Raw genomic sequence first — 21765 nt, 5'->3', positions numbered from 1 at the left:
GGCCGTAGCTGCGCAATGCGCGGGGGTCTCCTTTTCACGCGATGTCGGCTCCTGTCGGCGTGCAGACTGGGCAAGCAAGGAGTCTCATGCGACCTAAACTCACGGTCCGGAACCTCTACAAGATTTTCGGCAAGAACACCCAGGCAGCGCTGGAACGGCTGCGCCGGGGCGAGGACAAGGCCGAAATCCTGGCGCAGACCGGCGCCACCGTCGGCGTCCAGGACGCCAGCTTCGACGTCGAGGAAGGCGAAATCTTCGTCGTCATGGGCCTGTCCGGCTCGGGCAAGTCCACGCTGGTGCGGACGCTGAACGGGCTGATCGAGCCCACCTCGGGGCAGATTCTGATCGACGGCGAGGATGTGGCGCGCGCTGATGCCGCCAGCCTGCGCCGCATCCGCCGCGACAAGATCGCGATGGTGTTCCAGCATTTCGCGCTGTTCCCGCACTGGACCATCGCGGAAAACGTGGCCTACGGGCTGAAGATCCGCGGCATTTCCAAGGACGCCCGGCGCGCCCGCGCGCTGGAGGTGCTGGAGCAGGTGGGGCTGGCCCCCTGGGCCGACAGCCTGCCCGCCGACCTGTCGGGGGGGATGCAGCAGCGCGTCGGGCTGGCCCGCGGGCTGGCCGCCGACCCCGACATCCTGCTGATGGACGAGCCCTTCGGCGCCCTTGACCCGCTGATCCGCCGCGACATGCAGGCGGAACTGCTGACCCTGCAGAAGACGCTGAAAAAGACCATCGTCTTCATCACCCACGACCTGAACGAGGCGCTGTTGCTGGGCAACCGCATCGCCATCATGAAGGACGGGCGCATCGTGCAGACCGGCACCGCGCAGGAAATCGTCACCACCCCGGCCGACGACTACGTGGCGGCCTTTGTCGCCGACATCGACCGCGGGCGGGTGTTCACCGCCGACGACGTGGCCTCGGACGCGATCACCATCCAGCTGCGCGACACCCCCGTGCGCGAGGCGCTGCGCCTGATGGAGAAACACGGCAGCCACGCGCTTTACGTCATGGACGGCAAGCGGGTGGCGGGGGTGGTCACCTATCGCGACCTCGCGGCCTGCGAGATGGACACCTCCACCCCCAGCCCGACCATCCGCGGCAGCATGATCACCGATTATCCCACCGCCGCCTGCGACACCCAGCTGCACGAGCTTTACGGCCCGGCCGGGCAGGGACTGCCCATCGCGGTCACCGACGACGCCGACCGGCTGGTGGCGGTGATCGAGCCGGGCGACGTGCTGGCGCATCTGTCGGGCGATGCCACCGCCAACGGTGCTGACGCAAACGGAAAGGAGGCTGCCCATGTTCAGCCCGGCTGATATTGCGACCCTGCCGTTCGACGACTGGGTGAACGGGTTCGTGCGGGGCTGGCTGGTCCCGAACTTCCGCCCCGCCTTCCGCGCCGCGCAGGTGCCGATCAGTGCCGTGCTGGCCTGGACCGAGGCGTTCTTCCTGTTTGTGCCAATGCTGGTGACCACCGCCGCCTTTGCGCTGGCCAGCTGGCTGACCGCCGGGCGCGGCATGGCGATCTTCACCCTTGTCGGCTTTGCCTTCATCGACATGATCGGGCTGTGGCCGCAGACCATGACCACGTTGGCGATGATCGTCACCTCGGTGCTGTTCTGCGCGCTGGTGGGCATCCCCACCGGGATCCTCGCCGCGCGCTCGGACCGGGCCTGGGCGGTGATCCGCCCGGTGCTGGACGTGATGCAGACCATTCCCAGCTTTGTCTATCTGGTGCCCATCGTGATGCTGTTCGGCGTCGGCATGGCGCCGGGGATCATCGCCACCTTCATCTTTGCGCTGCCGCCGATCGTGCGGCTGACCAACCTGGGCATCCGCAACGTCCGCGCCGACCTGATCGAGGCGGCCGAGGCCTTCGGCTCGACCCGCTGGCAGATGCTGTGGGACGTGCAGCTGCCGCTGGCGATGCGCACGATCATGGCCGGGCTGAACCAGACGCTGATGCTGGCGCTGTCGATGGTGGTGATCGCGGCGCTGATCGGCGCCGGCGGGCTTGGCCTTGTGGTCAACACCGGGCTGGGCCGCATGGATGTTGGCGGCGCCACCGCCGGCGGCGTCGGCATCGTGATCCTGGCCATCGTGCTGGACCGGATCACCCAGGGGCTGGCCGAGCGTTCCGATGTCCGCGGCATCTCGCTGCGGCAGGCGTTGGCCAACCTGTTCCGGCTGCGGGGCACCGCCCCCGCGGCGGAAACCCAGCGGGCGGCCTGATACCGGCGGCCCCGTTCGCATGGCGGGCCCGCTGCGGGCCCGTCCATCTGGAGACTGAAAACGCAAAGGAGACTCGAACCCATGTTCCGTCTCGGAAAGACCCTGACTGCAATCGGCGCACTGGCGCTGGCCCTTGCTGCGCCCGCCATGGCGCAGGACCGCCCCGGCGAGGGCGTCAAGATCACCATGGCCCAGCCCACCTGGGACACCGGCTGGTTCCAGACCGCCATCTACAGCCAGATGCTGCGCGAGCTTGGCTATGACGTGACCGAGCCGATGACGCTGGACAACCCGGCCTTCTACCAGTCGGTGGCCTTCGGCGACGTGACGATGTGGGTGGACGGCTGGTTCCCGCTGCACAACACCTATCGGGACACCTTCGAGCAGGGCGCCGAGATCGTCGGCGCCATCGCCAAGGGTGGCGCGTTGCAGGGCTATCTGGTCGACAAGGCTGCGGTCGAGAAGTTCGACATCAAGACGCTCGAGGACTTCAAGCGCGACGACGTGAAGGAAGCCTTCGACCGCGACGGCGACGGCAAGGCCGACCTGGTGGCATGCCCTCCGGGCTGGGGTTGTGAGGAAGCGATCGAGCACCACCTGGATGCCTATGAACTGCGCGACCACGTCAACCCGATCAAGGCGAACTATTCCGCGGCGATGGCCGATGCGGTTGCCGCGCGCGAGGCGGGCGAGCCGATTTTCTACTATACCTGGACGCCGAACTGGACCGTCAACGAACTGAAGCCCGGCGAGGATGTGCTGTGGATCGAGGTGCCGTTCGTCGATCTGGTGGAAACCGAAAAGGGCCTTGAAGATGCGGCAACTGTGGCCGGCGTCGAAGGCTGCGTGTCCGACCCCTGCCGGCTGGGCTATGTCGGCAACGACATCGTGCCGGTGGTCAACAGCGAGTTCCTGGCCGCCAACCCGGCGGTGAAGGCGCTGTTCGAGGCGGCCGAGATCCCGCTGCCCGACATCTACGCCCAGAACGCGCAGATGAACGCGGGCGACGAGAATGTCGCGGCCCATGCCGAGGCCTGGATCGCCGAAAACCGCGAACAGGTGGACGGCTGGCTGGCCACCGCCCGCGAAGCAGCGACCAACTGATCGGCGCTGCCCGAAATGGCTGCGCGCCTGTCCAGACCGGCGCGCAGTTGTGGTTCTGACCGGGGCGCCGGATCGGATAAGCCGGGAAACCGGCCGACGATCCGGCATCCCGCTGCGGCAGGGACGTGTTCCCGCGGCAGAATCCCGGCAGGCGGCCCGGCGGCCGCCCATTCGCATGGCGGACCTCGTGCCCTTCGGACGGGCCCGTCCATCAGAAGACTGCAAAATCAAGGAAGACTCGAACCCATGTTCCGTCTTGCAAAAACTCTGCCCGCTCTCGGCGCTGTGACGCTGGCGCTGGCCATTGCCGCCCCCGTCACCGCGCAGGACCGCCCCGGCGAGGGCGTCCAGATCACCATGGCCCAGCCCAACTGGGACACCGGCTGGTTCCAGACCGCCATCTACAGCCAGATGCTGGAAGAACTTGGTTATGACGTGTCCGAGCCGATGACGCTGGACAACGCGGCCTTTTTCCAGGCTGTTGCACTTGGTGATGTGACCATGTGGATCGACGGCTGGTTCCCGCAGCACAATGCCTATCGCGACACTTTCGAAAGCGGGGCGGAGATCGTCGGCGCCGTCGCGCGGGGCGGTGCGTTGCAGGGCTATATGGTCGACAAGGCCTCGGCGGACAGGTTCGACATCAAGACGCTGGACGATTTCAAGCGCGACAAAGTCAAGGCGGCCTTCGATCGAGACGGCGACGGCAAGGCCGATCTGGTCAGCTGTCCCGTTGGCTGGGCCTGCGAAGAGATCATCCAGCACCATCTGGAGGCTTATGGGCTGGTCGACCATGTGAACAAGACCACCGCCAATTACGCGGCGGCAATGGCCGATGCGGTGGCGGCCCATGAAAACGGCGAGCCGATCCTGTTCTACGCATGGACTCCGAACTGGACCGCCGACGAACTGAAGCCGGGCGTTGATGCGGTGTGGATCGAGGTGCCGTTCATCTCGCTGTTCGGAAGTGACAAGGGGCTTGAGGAGTCCGCCATCTGGCCCGGGGTCGAGGGCTGCGTGGCCGACCCGTGCCGGTTGGGCTATATCGCCAACGACATCGTGCCGGTGGTGAACAGCGAGTTCCTGGCCGAAAACCCGGCCGTGCGGGCGTTGTTCGAGGCCGCCTCGGTGCCGCTGTCGGATGTGTTCGCGCAGAACGCGCGGATGAAGGATGGCGATAGCGATATCGCGGGCCACGCGGCCCAGTGGATCGCCGAGCACCGTGAGCAGGTGGACGGCTGGCTGGCCACTGCCCGCGAAGCCGCCGCCGACTGATCCGGCGGCCGCCGCGCCGCCAGCACCTGCTGCCGTGCGCGGGAAAGAGACTGCTGCGCGCCCGACCCTTTGGATGGGCGCGCAGATTTGCGTTCCGGCCGGCGCTTCGGACTCGCAGGTCCCCGGGGCGTGCTGGACCCGCGGGTGCGGGTGTTCTAGCTGGGCCTTGGCGTCGTTGCGGCAGCGAGGGGACATGATCTTCACCATCGTCGGCCCTTCCGGGGCCGGAAAGGACACGCTGATCGCCCATGCACGGCGGCTGCGCCCGGGGCTGCGTTTCGTCCGCCGCGTCATCACCAAGCCGGCCGGCACCTCGGGCGAGGATTTCGAAAGCGTCACTCCGCAGGAGTTCAGCCGCCGCAAGGCGGCCGGAGAGTTCGCGCTGGACTGGCGGGCCTATGGGGTGGATTACGGGATCCCCCGCGCGCAAGTGCAGGATCTCGACGGCGACGTGATCTTCAACGGCAGCCGCGCGGCGCTGCCCCGCGCGCTGCTGGCGTTGCCGGGGCTGCGGGTGATCCTGGTCACCGCCCCGCCCGAGCAACTGGCTGCGCGCCTGTCCGCCCGCGGCCGCGAGCCCGCCCCCGAAATCGCGCAGCGGCTGCTGCGGGCCGGCCATGGGTTGCCCCCGGGGGTGGAACCCTTGACCGTGATGAACGATTCGACCCCCGACGAGGGCGCGCGGCGGCTGCTGGCGGCGCTGGATCAGGGCCGCGCGCCGCGGCCGCACACCCGGATACAGGACGGCGGACGATGACCGAGACCATTCTTGCCAATGCGACGCTGGTGCTGCCGGCCGAGGTCCTGCGCGGACAGATCCGGCTGCGGGATGGGATCGTCGCCGACATCACGGCGGGGCAGGGGCTGCCCGCCGGCGCCATCGACTGCGGCGGCGATCTGGTGCTGCCGGGGCTGATCGAGCTGCACACCGACAATCTGGAACGCCACCTGCAACCGCGCCCGCGCGCCTATTGGCCGCATCAGGCGGCGATCATCGCCCATGATGCGGAGCTGGCCGCCATGGGGATCACCACGGTGTTCGACGCGCTGCGGGTCGGCTCGATCGTGTCGGACCCCGAGGCGAATTACGGGGAATACGCGCGCGAGCTTGCCTCCGAGATCATGGGGCTGCGGGCGCAGGGGGCGCTGCGGATCAGCCATTTCTTGCATCTGCGCGCCGAGATCTGTTCGGAAACCCTGGTCGACGAGATGGCGCGTTTCGGTCCCGACGACCGGGTCGGCATCGTCAGCCTGATGGACCACACGCCCGGAGAGCGGCAGTTCCGCGACCTGTCCAAGCTGCGCGACTATTACACCGGCCGCTTCGCGATGACCGACGCGATGTTCGAGACCCATGTCGCGCAGATGACCGCGCTGCGCGACCGGCTGGGCGAGCGCCACGAACGCACCGCCGTGGCCGAGGCTCGCCGCTATGGCGCGACGCTGGCCAGCCACGACGACACCACCGCCGCGCAGGTGGCGGTCAGCGCCGCCCATGGCGTGCATTTCGCCGAGTTTCCCACCACCGAGGAAGCCGCCCGCGCCTGCCGCAACCACGGCATCCTGGTGATGATGGGGGCGCCCAACCTGGTGCGCGGCGGCTCGCACAGCGGCAATGTCGCGGCCGCGGCGCTGGCGGACGAAGGGCTGCTGGACATCCTGTCCTCGGACTACGTGCCCTCGTCGCTGCTGACCGGGGCGCTGATGCTGGGCGACCAGTGGGGCGATCTGGCCCGCGGCGTGGCGACGGTGACGCAGGCGCCGGCGCAGGCGACCGGGCTTGCCGACCGCGGGCGGCTGCAGGTTGGCGCGCGGGCCGACGTGATCCGGGTCGCGCGCATCGGCGCGGCGGCGGCGGTGCGCGGCACCTGGGTGCAGGGGCGGCGGGTCTGACGGCTGCCTGACGCGCAGACGGCCGCGCAGGGGACTGCGCGGCCGCTGCCGGGTGAACGATGACTCGTTAAAATGCGCGGGCGGCGGATGGCCGCGCCGCTGGACCGGGGGCCAGCCCCCGGACCCCCGGGATATTTGGGCACCAAAGACGGGATGCCCGTGTCGCGGGGGATGGGGATCAGGCGCGCAAGCGGGTTGCGCGGTCTGGGAGTTTCGTATGGGGCCGAGCGGAAAGGTCCGGGGGACCTTCCCGGTATCCGCGATCAGCCCTCGCCCATGCCCTGCGCGGGTTCCGAGGCGCTGCCGGTGCGGATTTTTTCCTCGATCCGGCGGCCGACATCGGCGTCGATGCTCTTCCAGTAGTCGAGGGCGCGGCCCAACACCGGCTCGCGCACCCCGCCCAGCAGGCTGCCGGCGACCTGATCGACCAGCGCCTGGCGCTGCGCGTCGTCCATCACCTCACGCACCAGCGTGCCGGGCTGGGTGAAATCGTCGTCGTCGGCGCGCAGCCGATAGGCTTGGCGCACCATGTCGCCGTCGGTTTCCCAGCCGTCCTCGACCGGGCCGGTGTCGTCCGCCCACGGCCGGCCGCCGCTGTTGGGGGCATGGACCGGGGCCGCGCCGGTGTGGTGATAGTTCATCGGGCCGTCGATCATGTAGGTGTTCACCGGCACCTTGGGCTGGTTCACCGGCAGCTGGTGGAAATTCGCGCCGATGCGGTTGCGCTGCGCGTCGTTATAGGCGAACGCCCGGCCCAGCAGCATCTTGTCTGGCGACAGCCCGATGCCCGGCACCACGTTCCCGGGCGAGAACGCCGCCTGCTCGATCTGGGCGAAGAAGTTTTCCGGGTTGCGGTTCAGCGTCATCACGCCCACCCGGATCAGCGGATAATCCGCGTGCGGCCAGGTCTTGGTCAGGTCGAAGGGGTTGATGCGGTAGGTCTTGGCCTCTTCATAGGGCATGACCTGCACCGACAGCACCCATTTCGGATGCTCGCCACGCTCGATCGCCTCGAACAGGTCGCGGCGATGGGCGTCGGCATCGGCGCCGGCCATGTTCGCGGCCTCGTCGTTGCTGTAGAACGCCATCCCCTGCTGGGTGTGGAAGTGGTATTTCACCCAGAACCGCTCTCCGGCCGCGTTGATCCACATATAGGTGTGCGAGCCATAGCCGTTCATGTTGCGCCAGCTGCGCGGCAGGCCGCGCTGGCCCATCAGATAGGTGACCTGATGCGCAGATTCCGGGTTCGAGGTCCAGAAATCCCACTGCATGTGGTTGTCGCGCAGGCCGCTGTCGGGCAGGCGCTTCTGGCTGCGGATGAAATGCGGGAACTTCATCGGGTCGCGCACGAAGAAGATCGGGGTGTTGTTCCCCACCAGATCGTAGTTGCCCTCGGTGGTGTAGAACTTGAGGCTGAAGCCGCGCACGTCCCGCCAAGTGTCGGGGCTGCCCTGCTCGCCGGCGACGGTCGAGAACCGGGCCAGCATCTCGGTCTTGGCGCCCTGCTGGAACAGCGCCGCCTTGGTATAGCGCGACACGTCCTCGGTGGTCTCGAACTCGCCGAAGGCGCCGCCGCCCTTGGCGTGGGGCTGGCGCTCGATCACCTTTTCGCGGTTGAAATGCGCCATCTGTTCCAGGAAATGCACGTCATGCAGCAGGATCGGCCCGTCGGAGCCGATGGTCAGCGAGTTGCGGTCGCTGGGCGCGGGCGCGCCGGTGGTCATGGTCGAGCGTCCCATGGCGGAATAGTCGGGTCGGTTCCTGTCGGTCATGTTGTTCTCTCCGTTGATTTCGGTTGATCTCGTCGCTCAGCCCAGCGTGTCCAGCGCCACCGCTGCCGCGGCCTCCATCCGTTCGACGCTGCGGATGCGGGCCATGATCTGCAGCCCGTGGTGCAGCGTGTTGAGAAACCGGGCGTGGCGGTCGGCATCCAGCGCCGGCGCGACCGAGCCGTCGGCCTGACCGCGCCGGATCGCTTCGGCAAAGACGGCTTCCATCGCGTCGATGTCGCGGGCCACGACGCGCTGGACCTCGGCGTCGTGGGTTTCCATCTGCGCGGCCTCGTTGCAGCTGAGACAACCGAACGGGTGGTCCGCTTGCCGGGCCTGTTCGACGGTCAGCGCAAAGAACGCCGCGATCGCATCGCGGCCGGTCGCGCGGCTTTGCAGCAGTTCCTGCATCATCTGCGTCCGTTGGTCGCAGTAGCTGGACAATGCGGCCAGAAACAGGTCGCGCTTGCTGCCGAAGGTCTCGTACAGGCTGCTCTTGCTCAGCCCGGTCGCCGCCAGCAGATCGGCCATGGTGGTGGCGTCATAGCCCTTGGCCCAGAACACCCGCGTGGCCTGCACCAGCGCATCCTGCGTATCGAATTCCCTGGGCCGTCCCATGTGCTTTCCCCGTTTCCGGCATGTGTGTAGCAGTTATGGACTGCACAGTCCAGAACGATGTCACCGGTCCCCCACCGGTGGGGAACCGCCGGTCGCGGGCGACAATGTGGCGGATTTGGACCAATATGTCTGGAAGGGCGAATCGAAGTGTTCCGCATCGACCCGAACACTGATAACAGTGCAATAATGAAACTGTCGTCATTTAAAATCAGTGGTCTACACGTAATGTCCCGCAGAAGCCTTGCAGATGCCGTATTCGACCGCCTGGAAGTCGCCATCAAGTCCGGCGCCTATCAGGACGACGACAGGCTGCCGTCCGAACATGAGATGGCGGCCGAGTTCGACGTGTCCCGCCCCGTGGTGCGCGAGGCGCTGCGGCGGCTGCGCGAAAAGGGGCTGATCTATTCGCGGCAGGGGGCGGGCAGTTTCGTGCGCACGCGCGGGGTGCGCAGCCCGCTGGGCTTCGCGCCGCTGGAAAACGTCGCGGATCTGATGGATTTCTACGAGTTCCGCCTGACGATCGAGCCTGCGGCGGCCGCGCTTGCGGCCGAGCGCCACGACCTTGCGCTGCTGGACGGGATCGCCTCGGCGATGGGGATCATGCGCTATGCCGCCTCGCGCCAGGCGCATCGCGAGGATGCGGATTTCCAGTTCCACATGGCGGTCGCGGCAGCCTCGGGGAACGGCTATTTCTCGACCGCGGTCGCGGCGCTGCGCGAGCATATCGCCGCCGGGGTCCGGTTCCACAACAGCTCGCCCCGGCGCGAGGTCGAGGACACCGGCCGCGACATGGAAGAGCACGAGCAGATCTTCCAGGCGATTCGCGACCGCGAGCCCGAGCGTGCGCGCGAGGCGATGCAGGCCCATCTGCTGAGCCTGCGCGACCGCATGTTCGAGCGCCGCCGCAGCGACCTGCACACGGTATGAGCGACCGCCCGGACCGCCGGACCGGCTCAGCCGTCCTGTTCAATCCCCTGCGCCGACAGGGCGCAATGGACTGCCGGGACGGCATCGGGCGCCGGATCGCAGCTGTCGTCCGCCGCCAGCGGCTCGATGATCGCGCCGGTTTCCGGCAGGGTCACCCGCCAGCGGTGGATGTGCGATCCGCTTTGCGCGCTGTGGCTGTAGGGGGTGAAGTTCAGCGCGGTCTCGGCGCAGCGGGCCTCGATCACCTGCAGCCCGGCGCCTTCCAGCACCTGGGTGACCACATCGGCCTTGGCCAGGCATTCCTCGGCATCTTCGGCCGAGGTCAGCGCCAGGTGCGTACCGCCCCCTTGCGCCAGGGTCAGGACCACGAGAACCGGTTTGAGCATCTGCCTCTCCTGTGCATCCGGGTTGGCGGCAAGCATAGCGCCGCCGGTCGGGAAAGCCGATGGGCGGCGCGCGCGGTTGCGCGATTCCCCGCAGCAGCGCCGGGCGACAGTTCGTCGCGGCCCATGGCGCCGGGCGGGGCGGCGGGCAGGACGGCGGGCGCAAGGATCAGACCCCGGGCACGGCGGCCCGGACAGCGGAGCGGCAGATGACAGAGCAAGCCCAGCCTCAACCGGCGGCCGAGAAGCCCGCCGCCGTTCCCCTGCACCGGATCCCGGTGGTGATCGTCACCCGGTTTTCCTTTTTCGGGAAATCCGGCTGGAAAAGCGATGCCTCGCGCGACCGGGCGCTGCTGTTCCAGCCCGAGCGGCTGCAACACCGCCTGCGGCTGTTTTCGCAGATCACCCTGCCGTCGCTGGCCGCGCAGAGCCGACAGGATTTCCACCACTTCATCCTGACCAGCCGCGACCTGCCCGATCCCACCGCTGCCGCGCTGGCCGAGGCCTGCGCCCGCAGCCATGGCGACGCCGGGCGCTATTCCATCGTGGCCGCGCGCCCGATGCCCGCCCGCGCGGCGCTGCGCCGCTTTCTCGACCGGCGCTTCCCCGGGCAGGTCGTGGCGCAGGTGGCGCTGGACGACGACGACGGGCTGGCCGCCGATTTCGTTCAGGATCTGAGGCGGCAATTCGGGCTGATCGAGGAAGAGACCCCCGACATCAGCCAGAAACTGCCGCATTTCGTGTCCTATTCCCGCGGCTTCGGCCTGATGCTGCGCGACGCCGCCGGGGGCGCCCCGGCACTGTTCCGCATCCGCTACCCCTATATCAACCTGGGCCTGACCATGATCGCCGGGGACCATGCCAAGAACATCCTGGCGATCCAGCACAAGAAGGCCCCCCGCAGGTTCGGCGCCCGACTGATCGGCGACACCCCGATGTACGTGCGCGGCATCCACGACTTCAACGATTCCCGGGTCGAGCAGTCCGAGCGCTGGGTGCCACAGGAGGGCGATGCCCAACTGAAGGCGCGATTCCCGTTCCTGTTTGCGGCTGATGGCGTCGCTGGTTGGGCGAGGTGAGCGTGACCGCATCGCCGATGAATCTCGGCGATGACCTGGGGATTTGCTTCTGTCTCAGCTTGGCACGCGTCAATTTCTGGCAGGGAGGCCGGGCTTTTCCGCCATCGCCTGCACTCTGCATCACGGGCTTGGCATCTTGCCAGCCGCTCTGGCCCTCGCGTCGCTAGCGGTGCTGGCTCCGCCTGCTGGCGGATGGACTCCTTATCTGGGACCGACGTCCTGCTTCATCGTGGCGACGTCTCTGCGGACCCGCGCAGAAACACCAGCGACCCGCTGTCCGCCGCGGGGCTTTCGGCAAAGCCGAGCTGCGCCAGCGCGCTGGCGTAATCGGTGCGGAGCGCTTCGGCATCCGCTTCCGCGTCCAGCGGGATGACCAGGCGGCGCAGCGTGTCCAGCGGCATGGCGGCAAGGGTGGCGGGGCCGATCGCGTGGGGGCGCGACAGGCGCAGCGTGTCGGGGCGGAAGTCGTTCAGGCAGGCGGCGAGGCCACGGGCCTCGTCGGGGCCGTCGGCGCCCAGCCGCAGCGGGCCGCCGACCACCCGCAGCCGCGAGCTGTCGCCCATCCGGTTGCGGCGATGGACCAGTTTCGCGGCATCGGCCAGACCGGGACGGTCGTCCTGCAGCATCACCACCAGCCGCGGATTCGCGCGCAGCGCCTTCATCGCCACCAGCCCGACGCCGCCGCCGACATCCAGCAGCCGCACCGCATCGCCCAGCGTCGCCGCGATGTTGCGGGCGTGGCGGCGGTCGAACTTGCCGGCGCGGACCGCGGCCAGCGCGGTTTCGGAAAACACCCCGGGCTCCGCGGGCAGCTCGATCTCCTGATTGCGCACCCATTCGGTGTCCGCCCCCTCGGACAGGCTGACAACCGGAGGATAGGGATCAAACGGGGCAGGCGCCTCGGGCGCAGGGCGGCCCTCGGCACGCTCGCCCGAAACGCGGATCATCAGCTCGGCGATGCGGGTGGGGTCGCGCAGCTTCGGCGGCTTGGCCTCGACATTGGCGATCGGCACCCGGCCGGCGGCGATCAGGCTGTCGCGCAGCGCGCGATATTCATCGGTTTCGCGGAAACCGGCCAGCCGCGCCTCGGCCCTTGCCAGCGCCTGCTCGTGCAGCCTTGCCAGCACCGGGTCGCGCAGCAGCTCGGCCATGATCTCGGCCCGGCGCGGAGCGTGGCGCAGGATGCGGGTGTCCGTGACCTCGTTGCGGTCCTGCAGCGCCCAGTAATCGGCGTTGTACTTGTCAGTCTTGTTGTTCACGTTGCCGCGGAACTTGCGCAGCGCGTAGGACTCGACCGACTTGACCGCGTAGTGGTTCATCTGCGCCCAGTCATAGCCGATCGAGCGCCGGATCGAGCGCCAGCCGTGAAAGCGGAAGTAATCCGGCATCTCCCGCCCCGAGCCGTTCAGCCAGCGCACGCTGTCGGCAAAGCCGCTTTCCAGATGCTTGTTGCGGATCGAGGGGCGGTGGATGCCCAGCTTCCAGTATTCCGGGTCGAACCTGAACAGTGTCTTGACGCCCCAGCCCTTGTTCCAGTCGGGCGGCGCGGCGCGGGTGTATTGTTCCGTCACCGGCGCGCGCGACCAGTCCACCACCCCGTTCGAGCCGAAGATGCGCCAGGTGATGACGATGCCGTTCGCGCCCTGCGCCACCGCGTCGTCCAGCATCCCGTCCACGGTTCCCGAGGGGTGGTTGACCGACAGGAACTCATCGGCGTCGAACACCAGCACCCAGTCGGCACCCTGCACCAGCGGCTCTTCCTGCGCGTGGCTCAGCGCCGAGGGCTGCGGCTTGACGCCCGGGGCGATCACGTTGGGGCGGTGGTGGCCCAGCCCCAGTTCCTCCAGCCGCTGCAGCATCTCGACCGTGCCGTCGCTGCAGTCGTTGGTATAGACGAGGATATCGGTGAAGCCGACGGCAAGATGATGGGCGAACCATTCCAGCAGGAACGGCGCCTCGTCCTTCATCATCGACACGGCCATGACGGTGCCGTGCGGGCTGATGGGTTTCTTGAGGTTCACGGCGTGGCTCCGTACAGGAAGCGGGAACTTTTCACTTTCGGGCTGATGGATGCCCGTATTGCTCGTTATTTCCGGGGACGAACTTCGATCTGGAGCGCGCGCCGGATATCGGGATGGTCGGGATCGACACCTAAATCCTTCAGTCGATGTACGCGCGCGCGGCGAATATCCTCCGTCGACGCAGGGTGGAGTTCATATATCTTGAGGTAGTTATTTGCGCGAGCCTTGCGCTCTCCGACATTTCTGGATGTCGGTCCAGAGGGCTGGATATGCCAGTTTGCCGATGCAATCGGTACATGTTGGAATTCTGCCCGCTTTCGCAGTTTTAGCAGAAATTCCCAATCCTCGCTCATTGTGAGGTTGTGATCGAATTGCAGGTCGCGGATAATCTTGCGAGGCGCAAAAAATGCGTGAACCGGGATGAAATTGCGCACCTCGAGTTCTGCAAGCGGTTTCCGGGCAGTGCTTTTTTCCTTGGTGCGAATGGTGGAAATCAACCCATCGGGGCCGGTTTCTTCAAAGATTTTGCGATAATCGGTGAAGTGGACCACGTGGTCGGTCAGCCTGTCCAGTAGCCCGGATATATTGGCAGCGTCGAGCGTATCGTCATCGTCGAGGAATGAAATATGGCGACCGGATGCAAATTGCAGGCCCGCGTTGCGCGTGTCTGCTGGTCCACGATTGCCCGGAAGGGACAGGAACAGATCGGTATTGCGCAGATGCTCAAGGGCGACACGACGAGTTTCATCGCTGCCTTCGTCGGCACAAAGAACGATCTGGATTCCTTCGCCCAGCGCCTTTACCGATTCCAGGGCGCGCCGCAGAAGCCTGGGCCGGTGATGAGTCGTGACGACGACTGACAGGCGGGGCGTTTCCACTTGGCATCCTCTGGATTTTTCCTGGATAACAAATCGGCGGGGAATAGCCTTGGGCGGCAAGACCGATAAGCCACATTTCATTATGGTTGCGGTCTGGCTTGGCGCCGCGCCGGATTGTCGAAGTAGGAATAATGGCTTCGCTTGAGCGTGCGCCTCGTCACCCGGCCATGCTCATCCCTCCAGCGCCGCCGCCGGCTCGATCCCCACCTGCCCGCACATCCGCGCGACGTAGGAGTTCGGCAGCGGCGGGTTCTTGCGCCACCAGGGCTTGGTGCCGTTGGTGTAGAGATGGACGGAAACGGTGGCGTCGGTGAAATGTCCCTCGACCCGGCCGTGGGGGTCAAAGAACACGTCGTTCAGCTGGAAGGGGACCGGGTAGAGCACGTCCGGGGTCATGGCGCGGTCGATGTCGCCGGTCTGCTGCGCGAACCAGGTGAACGCCTGCGGGCCGAAGGCGGTGCGCTCGGTCTTGTAGATGGCGGCGGCGTGGGACAGCCCGCCCTTTTCGGTCAGCTTGTCCATCTGCTTGCGCTGCTTCTTGCCTCACCAAGCCGGGTAGTCGGGCAGGTTGTCGTAGTAGTCCAGCAGCCGGTCCATCAGTTCGCATTCGCGCGGCAGCCCGACCACGCCGCAGTTCAGCGCCCCCCGCATCCCGTGGCCGGCGAAGATGTAATCCCATTCGTCTGGGAACGGCTGGTGGCAGAAGGCGTCGCAGTCGATCCACAGCGCCCCGGTCTGCCGGATCATCTTGTAGCGGAACACGTTCGACAGGAACGAGGCCGAGGTCTCCTCGACCAGCGCCATGTCCAGAGCCATGATCTCGGACGCGGGGCGGATCTCGACGCCCTCGGGGGCGTTATCCACCGCGTCGGTGCAGTAAAGCGTGACGGGATGGCCGTGCAGCAGATGCGATTTCAGGCACAGCTGGTTGAGGTAATGCAGCCGGTCGCCGATCCACAGCGAGGCAACGGGGCGGCGGTTCAGGCTCATCGGGCAACCTTCCAGACACAGGAATGGCTGTTTCTACCGCGTGAGTGTCATATGTTCCAGCGGGTTGAGCGAAAATGATCGCACGTCGCGCAGGCTCAGCGCCCGGAGGCCGCGCCGCGGTCCGCGCCCGACTGTTCCGCCTGCACCCGGGCACGCAGCCGCAACAGCTGCCGTTGCAGTTCCATCGGCAGCACCGGGGTCGAGGGCGCCTGCGCCAGCCGCGTGAACAGCAGCGAGCGGCGCTCGTCCAGCAGCGCCTCGGCAATGCGGGCGCGGCGCCAGGCGATGCCGGCCTCGTGCAGCCGCGCCAGCTTCGGGTCGGACAGGAACTCCGCCACCCCCTGCCGCACCGCGCCCAGATGCCGCAGGATGCGGCGGTCCTCGGTGCAGGCGAAATTGCGCTCGATCCAATAGCCGAGGTCGATGGATTCGTCCTCGCGGTTGGGGGTGGCGCGCATGGTCTTGACCAGGAAGCTTTCGGCAGAACCCAGCGCATAGTGGTTGATCTGCGCCAGCCCGTATTTCGCCACCTCGGACAGCATGAAGCTGCTGGAGGGGCGGAAGCGCTGGCCGTTGCCGTCCAACCAAACACCGGCGGGCGGGCCGCCGCCCTGCGCGCGCGGGCGGTGGACGCCGAATCTTGCATGGTGGGGGGCGTTGCGGAACAGGCTCTTGTATTGGCTGGCGCGCAGCGGCCACAGCAGCGCCTCGGGGCCGCAGCGGGTGAACTGCTCGATCACCAGCCCCGGCTGGAACCGCAGCTGGCCGCCGCTGCCGAACATCCGCCACGGCACCGCAAACCCGTCTGCCTGCGGCGCGGCCGCGAACAGGTCGTCCAGCCGCCCGGCGCCCGGATGAATCAGCAGGAACTCGTCCACGTCGGCCACCATGATCCAGTCGGCCCGCTGCGCCAGCGGATGCGCGCGCGCCCGGGTCAGCGCCTGCCATTGCACGGCCTTTTGTCCCTGCCGCGGGTTGGGCAGGTGGGTGATGATCCCCAGCATTGCCAGCCGGTCCAGCATCGCATCGGTGCCGTCGGCGCAGTCGTTGGAAAAGATCAGGAAATCGGTGAAGCCGATGGCGCGGTGATAGGCGATCCATTCCAGCAGGAACGGCGCCTCGTCGCGCATGGTGGTGATCATCAGCCGCATCAGGGGGCCCCGCCTGCCTTGCATCGGGCAGACGCGCCCGGACGATAACCCGTAGAATACAGGGCCTGATCTGGTAAGAGAACGGCTATCACGAGTCGTGGAGTATGCAGGATGAAGATCGCGGTTGCCGGGCTGGGCTATGTCGGGCTGTCCCTTGCCGTGCTGCTGGCGCAGGCGGATAGCGTGCTGGCGCTGGATGTCAGCCCGGGGCGGGTCGATCTGGTGAACCAGCGCCGCTCGCCCATCGAGGACCCGGATATCGCCGCGTTCCTGGCCGGGCGCAGGCTGGACCTGACCGCGACGCTGGACCCGGTGCAGGCGTTCTCGGGCGCCGAATATGTCATCGTGGCCACGCCCACCAACTACGACCCGCGCACCAACCGCTTCGACACCTCCAGCGTCGAGCTGGTGATCGCGCAGGTCCGCCGCATCGCGCCAGAGGCGACCATCGTGGTGAAATCCACCGTCCCCGTCGGTTTCACCCAGCGGATGCGCGACGAACACGGCTGGGACAACATCCTGTTTTCACCCGAGTTCCTGCGCGAGGGGCGGGCGCTGCACGACAACCTGCACCCCTCGCGCATCGTGGTCGGCGACACCACCCCGCAGGCGCGGCGCTTTGCCGATCTGCTGATCGCAGGCGCCCTGGACAAAAAGGTGCCGGTGCAGTTCACCGGCCCGACCGAGGCCGAGGCGATCAAGCTGTTTTCCAACACCTTCCTGGCGATGCGGGTGGCGTTCTTCAACGAGCTGGACAGTTTCGCGCTGAACAACGGGCTGGACGCGCGCCAGATCATCGAGGGCATGTGCCTCGACCCGCGGATCGGGGCGCATTACAACAACCCCAGCTTTGGCTATGGCGGCTATTGCCTGCCCAAGGACACCAAGCAGCTGCTGGCGAATTATGCCACCGTGCCGCAGAACCTGATTGCGGCGGTGGTGGAATCGAACCGCACCCGCAAGGACGTGATCGCCGAGCAGATCGTCGCGCGGGCGCCCAGGACCGTCGGCGTCTACCGGCTGGTGATGAAAGCGGGGTCGGACAATTTCCGCGACAGCTCGGTGCAGGGGATCATGAAGCGGATCAAGGCCAAGGGCATCCCGGTGGTGGTGTACGAGCCGGTGCTGGACGAGCCGCATTTCTTCAACTCGCCGGTCATCCCCGACCTGGCCGAGTTCAAGAGCCGCGCCGACCTGATCATCGCCAACCGCCTGACCGAGGATCTGGCCGACGTCGCCGACCGCGTGTTCACCCGCGACCTGTTCGGGAACGACTGATGCGCACCGCCCTTGTCACCGGCGCGGCCGGGTTCATCGGCTTCCACCTGTCGCGGCTGCTCTTGGCCGAGGGCTGGCGCGTGGTCGGGGTCGACAACCACAACGACTATTACGACCCCGCGCTGAAAGCCGCGCGCGAGGCGCTGCTGCTGGCCGACCCCAACTACCGCGCGATACGCGGCGCGGTCGAGGAGCCCGGGTTGCTGATGGGGATTTTCGCCGAGGAGCGCCCCGAGGCGGTGGTCCATCTGGCCGCGCAGGCCGGGGTCCGCTATTCGATCGAGAACCCGCGCGCCTATGTGCAGGCGAACCTTCTGGGCACGTTCGAGCTGCTGGAAGCCGCGCGCGCCCATCCGCCGCGGCACATGCTGCTGGCCTCGACCAGCAGCGTTTACGGCGCCAACACGGAAATGCCCTATCGCGAGACTGACAGGGCCGACAGCCAGATGTCGTTCTATGCGGCGACCAAGAAATCGAACGAGGCGATGGCGCATTCCTATGCGCATCTGTTCGCGCTGCCGGTGACGATGTTCCGCTTTTTCACCGTCTACGGACCCTGGGGGCGACCCGACATGGCGCCCTATCTGTTCACCAGCGCGATCTTTGACGGCCGCCCGATCAAGGTGTTCAACCACGGCGGCATGCGGCGCGACTTTACCTTTGTCAGCGACCTGGTGCGCGCGATCCGGCTGCTGGTCGATGCGGTGCCGGGGACCGAGCGGGCAGGGGAGTTCGACAGCCTCTCCCCGGTCGCGCCCTTCCGCGTGGTCAATATCGGCAATGGCGCCCCGGTGCCGCTGCTGGATTTCATCGCCGCGATCGAGTCCGCCGCCGGCCGCAAGGCGCAGCGCCAGATGCTGCCCATGCAGCCGGGCGACGTGCCCGCCACCTGGGCGGACACCACCCTGCTGCGGGCGCTGTCGGGCTATGCGCCGCAGACTGCGGTGGACGAGGGGGTCGCGGCCTATGTGGCGTGGTTCCGCGACTATTACGGCGTCGGCGCTTAGCCTGCGCTGCCGGAGCGGGGGTTTTCCACCCCCGCAGCCGCTGCCTTCCTCGCTGAAAACAGGCGCTCGGAAGCCCCGAGGATATTCTGGGCAAGATGAAAGAGCCGGGGGCGGTCAGCGGTGGGCGCGGCCGACGTCGGCGGGGGCGTGCGAGACCGACTTGACCACCGCGGTCAGCGCCTCGCCCGGGGCGACGCCCAGCTGCGCGGCCGAGCGGCGGGTGATGCGCGACAGCACTGGTCCGGCGGGCGTGGACAGCCGCACCAGCACCTGGCCGCCCTGTTCGGTCAGCGATTCCACCGTGCCGGGCAGGATGTTCAGCGCCGAGATTTCCGTGGGCCGGCCGCGCGCCAGCATCACGTCGGGCGCGGCGATCCGCAGCCGCAGCCTTGCGCCCGGCGCAGCGCCGATTGTGGGCAGGAACAGTGGCAGGCCGCCCGCGGCAAGCTCGGTCACGCCGTCGTCGTGGTGGCGGATGACCTGCGCCTCGATCACCGCGCCGGCCTCGCGCCCGGGGCCTGCGGTCGCCGGGTCGGCCAGCACCTCGGCGGCGGGGCCGATGCGGGTGATGCGGCCGGCGTCCAGCATCACCACCGTGGTGGCGATGCGGGCGACCTCGGCCGGGGAATGGCTGACATAGAGCATCGGCACCCCCCATTCGTCGCGCAGCCGCTCCAGATAGGGCAGGATCTCGCCCTTGCGGTCGTCGTCCAGCGCCGACAGCGGCTCGTCGGCAAGGATCAGCCGCGGATCGGCCAGAAGCGCGCGGCCGATGGCGACGCGCTGGCGTTCGCCCCCCGACAGCGTGGCCGGGGCGCGGTCGAGCAGCGCGCCGATGCCCAGCATCTCGACCACCGCGGATTCGGGGGTGCGCCGGGCGCTGGCGGGGGAAAACCAGCGGCCATAGCGCAGGTTCTGGCGCACGCTCAGATGCGGAAACAGCCGCCCGTCCTGGAAGATCACCCCCAGCCGGCGGCGGTGGGGCGGCACGAACAGGCGCTGCGCGGTGTCGGTCAGCACCGTGCCCCCGACCGCGACCTTGCCCGCGTCGGGACGCAGCAGCCCGGCGACCGCGTTCAGCACCGTGGACTTGCCCGAGCCCGAGGGCCCGAACAGCACCGTCACCCCGCTGGGCGCGTCGAAGGCCACGTCCAGCGTGAAATCCGCCAGCCGGTGACGCAGGGAAATCGAAACGCTCATCGTCCATGCACCCTGCGCGCGGCACGCCGGGCCAGGAACTCGGAGGCGACCAGCGCCGTCATCGCCACCGCCACGGACACCAGCGCCAGCCGTGCCGCCGCGCCCTCACCCCCCGGCACCTGCAGGAAGCTGTAGATGGCCGAGGGCAGGGTCTGGGTTTCCCCGGGGATGTTGGACACAAAGGTGATGGTGGCGCCGAACTCTCCCATCGCCTTGGCGAAGGCGAGGATGGCGCCCGCGATCACCCCGGGCAGGATCAACGGCAGCGTGACCGTGGCCCAGACCCAGGGACGCGAGGCGCCCAGAGAGCCCGCCGCCTGCTCCAGCTTCGGGTCCACCGCCTCGACCGACAGGCGGATCGCGCGGACCATCAGCGGAAACGCCATCACCGCCGCCGCGACCACCGCCCCGGTCCAGCGAAAGGCAAAGACGATGCCGAACCACTGGTCCAGATACTGCCCGACGAAGCCGCGCCGACCCAGCGTCAGCAGCAGCACATAGCCGGTGACCACCGGCGGCAGCACCAGCGGCAGATGCACCAGCCCGTTCAGCAGCCCGTGTCCGGGAAACCGCCAGCGGGCCAGCGCATGGGCGACCAGCAGCGCCGGCGGCAGGCTGACCAGCGTCGCCCAGAACGCGACGCGCAGCGACAGGCGCAGCGCGTCCCATTCGGCGGGCGACAGCCAGTCCGGCATCAATCCAGGACCGTGAAGCCTTGGGCCGCAAAGGCCGCATCGGCCTCGGGGGTGTCCAGCGCCTGAAGGAAGGCGCGGTCGGCCTCGTCCGAGGCGTTCTTCAGCAGCGCGACGGGGTAGACGATGGGTTCATGTGTGTCGGCGGGGAAGGTGCCCACGACATGGACCTGGGGTTCCGCGGCGGCGTCGGTGGCATAGACAATGCCATAGGGGGCCTCGCCCGTCGCGACCAGCGCCAGTGCCGCCCGCACGTTGTCGGCCTGCGCGACCGAGGGGGCCACTGCGTCCCACACCCCCAGCGCGGCCAGTGCCTCTTTGCCGTATTGCCCGGCGGGGACCGAATCGACCAGCGCCATGGCCAGCTTGCCGCCGTCCAGCAGCCCGGCCAGGTCGAAACCCGGCGCCGGGGTCACCTGCGGCGCATCCTCGTCATGGGCGACCAGCACCAGCGTGTTGCCCAGCAGGTCGGCGCGTGTGCCCTCGGCCACCTCGTCGCCCTTTTCGACCTCGTCCATCCACTGCACCGAGGCCGAGATGAAGATGTCGGCCGGCGCCCCGTCCAGGATCTGCTTGGCCAGCGCGTTCGAGCCGGCGTAGCTGATCACCACGCTGTGGCCGGTTTCGGCCTGGAACGCCTCGGCAAGCGGGTCGAGCGCGGTCTTCATCGAGGCGGCGGCGAACACCACCACCTCGTCGGCGGCCGCGGGCAGGGCCAGCGCGGCGGCCAGCAGCGGCGCGGCCAGGATACCGGAAAGGGCAGGGGTCAGGCGAGGCATGGCTGTCTCCTAGGGTTATATTCCGGGGAACATAACCAACGCGGCGCCGGGCTCAACCGTTATTTCCGGGCGGAGCGTCCGCCAGCATCTCGCGCAGCGCCGCCAGCCGCTCGGTGTTGACCTCGGCCGCGGCGGCCTCGATTTCCCGAAACAGCGCCAGCACCTGCCGGCCGGTGTCGGTCAGCGTGGCGCCGCCGCCGCCCGCGCCGCCGCGCGCGCTTTCCACCAGCGGCGCGCGGAACATGCCGTTCAGCGTCTCGACCAGCATCCAGGCGCGCTTGTAACTCATCCCCATCTCGCGCCCCGCGGCCGAGATCGAGCCGCTGCGCGCGATCCCTTCCAGCAGCGCGACCTTGCCGGGGCCGATCATGTCCTGTTCCGAAAAGAACAGGCGGATAAAGAACTCGGGGCGGTGGCGCGGGGGTCTGGTCATGGCCACGGATTTCCGACATCGCGCGCGCGGGGGCAAGCCCGCGC

General features: G+C 67.9%; 22 protein-coding genes. 10 read left to right on the top strand and 12 right to left on the bottom strand.

What is annotated here, in order from left to right; genetic code table 11:
• Positions 1-86 precede the first annotated feature (86 nt).
• The 6 genes from BUB57_RS02595 to BUB57_RS02570 all read left to right on the top strand — a co-directional run bounded on the left by BUB57_RS02595 (position 87) and on the right by BUB57_RS02570 (position 6516).
• Positions 87-1328 carry a quaternary amine ABC transporter ATP-binding protein gene (locus BUB57_RS02595; protein ID WP_073061538.1) on the top strand — a complete coding sequence of 414 codons (1242 nt, stop codon included), beginning with the start codon at positions 87-89 and terminating at the stop codon, positions 1326-1328.
• Complete coding sequence (locus BUB57_RS02590; RefSeq protein ID WP_073061535.1) at positions 1312-2244, top strand: ABC transporter permease; 933 nt, start codon at positions 1312-1314, stop codon at positions 2242-2244. Before BUB57_RS02595 ends, BUB57_RS02590 begins: the two co-directional genes overlap by 17 nt.
• Before the next feature lie 81 nt (positions 2245-2325).
• Positions 2326-3348 (top strand): glycine betaine/L-proline ABC transporter substrate-binding protein ProX, encoded by a 1023-nt coding sequence (gene proX, locus BUB57_RS02585; RefSeq protein WP_073061532.1) that lies wholly within the window; start codon positions 2326-2328, stop codon positions 3346-3348.
• 246 nt (positions 3349-3594) lie between these two features.
• The gene (proX, locus tag BUB57_RS02580; RefSeq protein ID WP_073061529.1) at positions 3595-4623 is read left to right on the top strand and encodes a glycine betaine/L-proline ABC transporter substrate-binding protein ProX; all 1029 of its coding nucleotides are present in this window, start codon (positions 3595-3597) and stop codon (positions 4621-4623) included.
• A 193-nt stretch (positions 4624-4816) separates the two neighbouring features.
• Positions 4817-5380, top strand: a complete 564-nt coding sequence (locus BUB57_RS02575) for a hypothetical protein (RefSeq protein ID WP_073061526.1) — start codon at positions 4817-4819, stop codon at positions 5378-5380.
• A complete protein-coding gene (locus BUB57_RS02570) occupies positions 5377-6516 on the top strand; it encodes an alpha-D-ribose 1-methylphosphonate 5-triphosphate diphosphatase (protein ID WP_073061506.1) in 1140 nt (379 codons plus the stop codon). The genes BUB57_RS02575 and BUB57_RS02570 overlap by 4 nt, the downstream gene beginning before the upstream one ends.
• Positions 6517-6779: 263 nt before the next feature.
• Here BUB57_RS02570 and BUB57_RS02565 read toward each other — a convergent pair whose 3' ends face one another.
• Together BUB57_RS02565 and BUB57_RS02560 are read right to left on the bottom strand one after the other, a co-directional pair.
• On the bottom strand, positions 6780-8288 hold the full coding sequence (locus BUB57_RS02565; protein WP_073061504.1) for a catalase: 1509 nt from the start codon (positions 8286-8288) through the stop codon (positions 6780-6782).
• A gap of 36 nt (positions 8289-8324) precedes the next feature.
• Positions 8325-8903, bottom strand: a complete 579-nt coding sequence (locus BUB57_RS02560; RefSeq protein WP_073061500.1) for a TetR/AcrR family transcriptional regulator — start codon at positions 8901-8903, stop codon at positions 8325-8327.
• A 225-nt stretch (positions 8904-9128) separates the two neighbouring features.
• On the opposite strand from BUB57_RS02560, the gene BUB57_RS02555 reads away from it, so the two are divergent.
• Positions 9129-9830: a FadR/GntR family transcriptional regulator gene (locus tag BUB57_RS02555; RefSeq protein ID WP_073061497.1), complete on the top strand. Its 702-nt coding sequence runs from the start codon at positions 9129-9131 to the stop codon at positions 9828-9830.
• Between the two features lie 26 nt (positions 9831-9856).
• On the opposite strand, the gene BUB57_RS02550 is transcribed toward BUB57_RS02555, so the two are convergent.
• Positions 9857-10216 (bottom strand): hypothetical protein, encoded by a 360-nt coding sequence (locus tag BUB57_RS02550; RefSeq protein WP_143159581.1) that lies wholly within the window; start codon positions 10214-10216, stop codon positions 9857-9859.
• A 206-nt stretch (positions 10217-10422) separates the two neighbouring features.
• On the opposite strand from BUB57_RS02550, the gene BUB57_RS02545 reads away from it, so the two are divergent.
• Complete coding sequence (locus BUB57_RS02545) at positions 10423-11292, top strand: glycosyltransferase (protein ID WP_159435545.1); 870 nt, start codon at positions 10423-10425, stop codon at positions 11290-11292.
• 224 nt (positions 11293-11516) lie between these two features.
• Here the strand turns inward: BUB57_RS02545 and BUB57_RS02540 are convergent, their stop codons facing one another.
• From BUB57_RS02540 to BUB57_RS02525, 5 genes are all read right to left on the bottom strand, one after another.
• On the bottom strand, positions 11517-13313 hold the full coding sequence (locus tag BUB57_RS02540; protein WP_073061489.1) for a glycosyltransferase family 2 protein: 1797 nt from the start codon (positions 13311-13313) through the stop codon (positions 11517-11519).
• A gap of 65 nt (positions 13314-13378) precedes the next feature.
• Positions 13379-14191, bottom strand: a complete 813-nt coding sequence (locus tag BUB57_RS02535; protein ID WP_073061485.1) for a glycosyltransferase family 2 protein — start codon at positions 14189-14191, stop codon at positions 13379-13381.
• 171 nt (positions 14192-14362) lie between these two features.
• Entirely contained in the window at positions 14363-14713 is a 351-nt protein-coding gene (locus tag BUB57_RS16990; protein WP_234951953.1) for a hypothetical protein, read from the bottom strand.
• Between the two features lie 21 nt (positions 14714-14734).
• Positions 14735-15181: a hypothetical protein gene (locus BUB57_RS16985; protein WP_234951952.1), complete on the bottom strand. Its 447-nt coding sequence runs from the start codon at positions 15179-15181 to the stop codon at positions 14735-14737.
• Positions 15182-15276: 95 nt separating this feature from the next.
• Entirely contained in the window at positions 15277-16332 is a 1056-nt protein-coding gene (locus BUB57_RS02525; protein WP_073061482.1) for a glycosyltransferase family 2 protein, read from the bottom strand.
• A 111-nt stretch (positions 16333-16443) separates the two neighbouring features.
• On the opposite strand from BUB57_RS02525, the gene BUB57_RS02520 reads away from it, so the two are divergent.
• Both BUB57_RS02520 and BUB57_RS02515 read left to right on the top strand, forming a co-directional pair.
• The gene (locus BUB57_RS02520) at positions 16444-17610 is read left to right on the top strand and encodes a nucleotide sugar dehydrogenase (protein ID WP_073061479.1); all 1167 of its coding nucleotides are present in this window, start codon (positions 16444-16446) and stop codon (positions 17608-17610) included.
• Complete coding sequence (locus tag BUB57_RS02515) at positions 17610-18617, top strand: NAD-dependent epimerase/dehydratase family protein (RefSeq protein ID WP_073061476.1); 1008 nt, start codon at positions 17610-17612, stop codon at positions 18615-18617. Before BUB57_RS02520 ends, BUB57_RS02515 begins: the two co-directional genes overlap by 1 nt.
• A 114-nt stretch (positions 18618-18731) precedes the next feature.
• Here the strand turns inward: BUB57_RS02515 and modC are convergent, their stop codons facing one another.
• The 4 genes from modC to BUB57_RS02495 are packed head-to-tail and all read right to left on the bottom strand — an operon-like array spanning position 18732 to position 21721.
• Entirely contained in the window at positions 18732-19817 is a 1086-nt protein-coding gene (modC, locus tag BUB57_RS02510) for a molybdenum ABC transporter ATP-binding protein (protein ID WP_073061473.1), read from the bottom strand.
• Positions 19814-20512 (bottom strand): molybdate ABC transporter permease subunit, encoded by a 699-nt coding sequence (gene modB, locus BUB57_RS02505; protein WP_073061470.1) that lies wholly within the window; start codon positions 20510-20512, stop codon positions 19814-19816. Before modB ends, modC begins: the two co-directional genes overlap by 4 nt.
• Complete coding sequence (gene modA, locus BUB57_RS02500; protein ID WP_073061466.1) at positions 20512-21288, bottom strand: molybdate ABC transporter substrate-binding protein; 777 nt, start codon at positions 21286-21288, stop codon at positions 20512-20514. Before modA ends, modB begins: the two co-directional genes overlap by 1 nt.
• Positions 21289-21340: 52 nt before the next feature.
• Positions 21341-21721 (bottom strand): winged helix-turn-helix domain-containing protein, encoded by a 381-nt coding sequence (locus BUB57_RS02495; protein WP_073061463.1) that lies wholly within the window; start codon positions 21719-21721, stop codon positions 21341-21343.
• Positions 21722-21765: the final 44 nt, after the last annotated feature.

This window comes from Paracoccus solventivorans, from assembly GCF_900142875.1.
Taxonomy (GTDB): domain Bacteria; phylum Pseudomonadota; class Alphaproteobacteria; order Rhodobacterales; family Rhodobacteraceae; genus Paracoccus; species Paracoccus solventivorans.
Note: the sequence above shows the minus strand (reverse complement) of the source record. Positions and strands in the feature narration are given on the sequence as shown.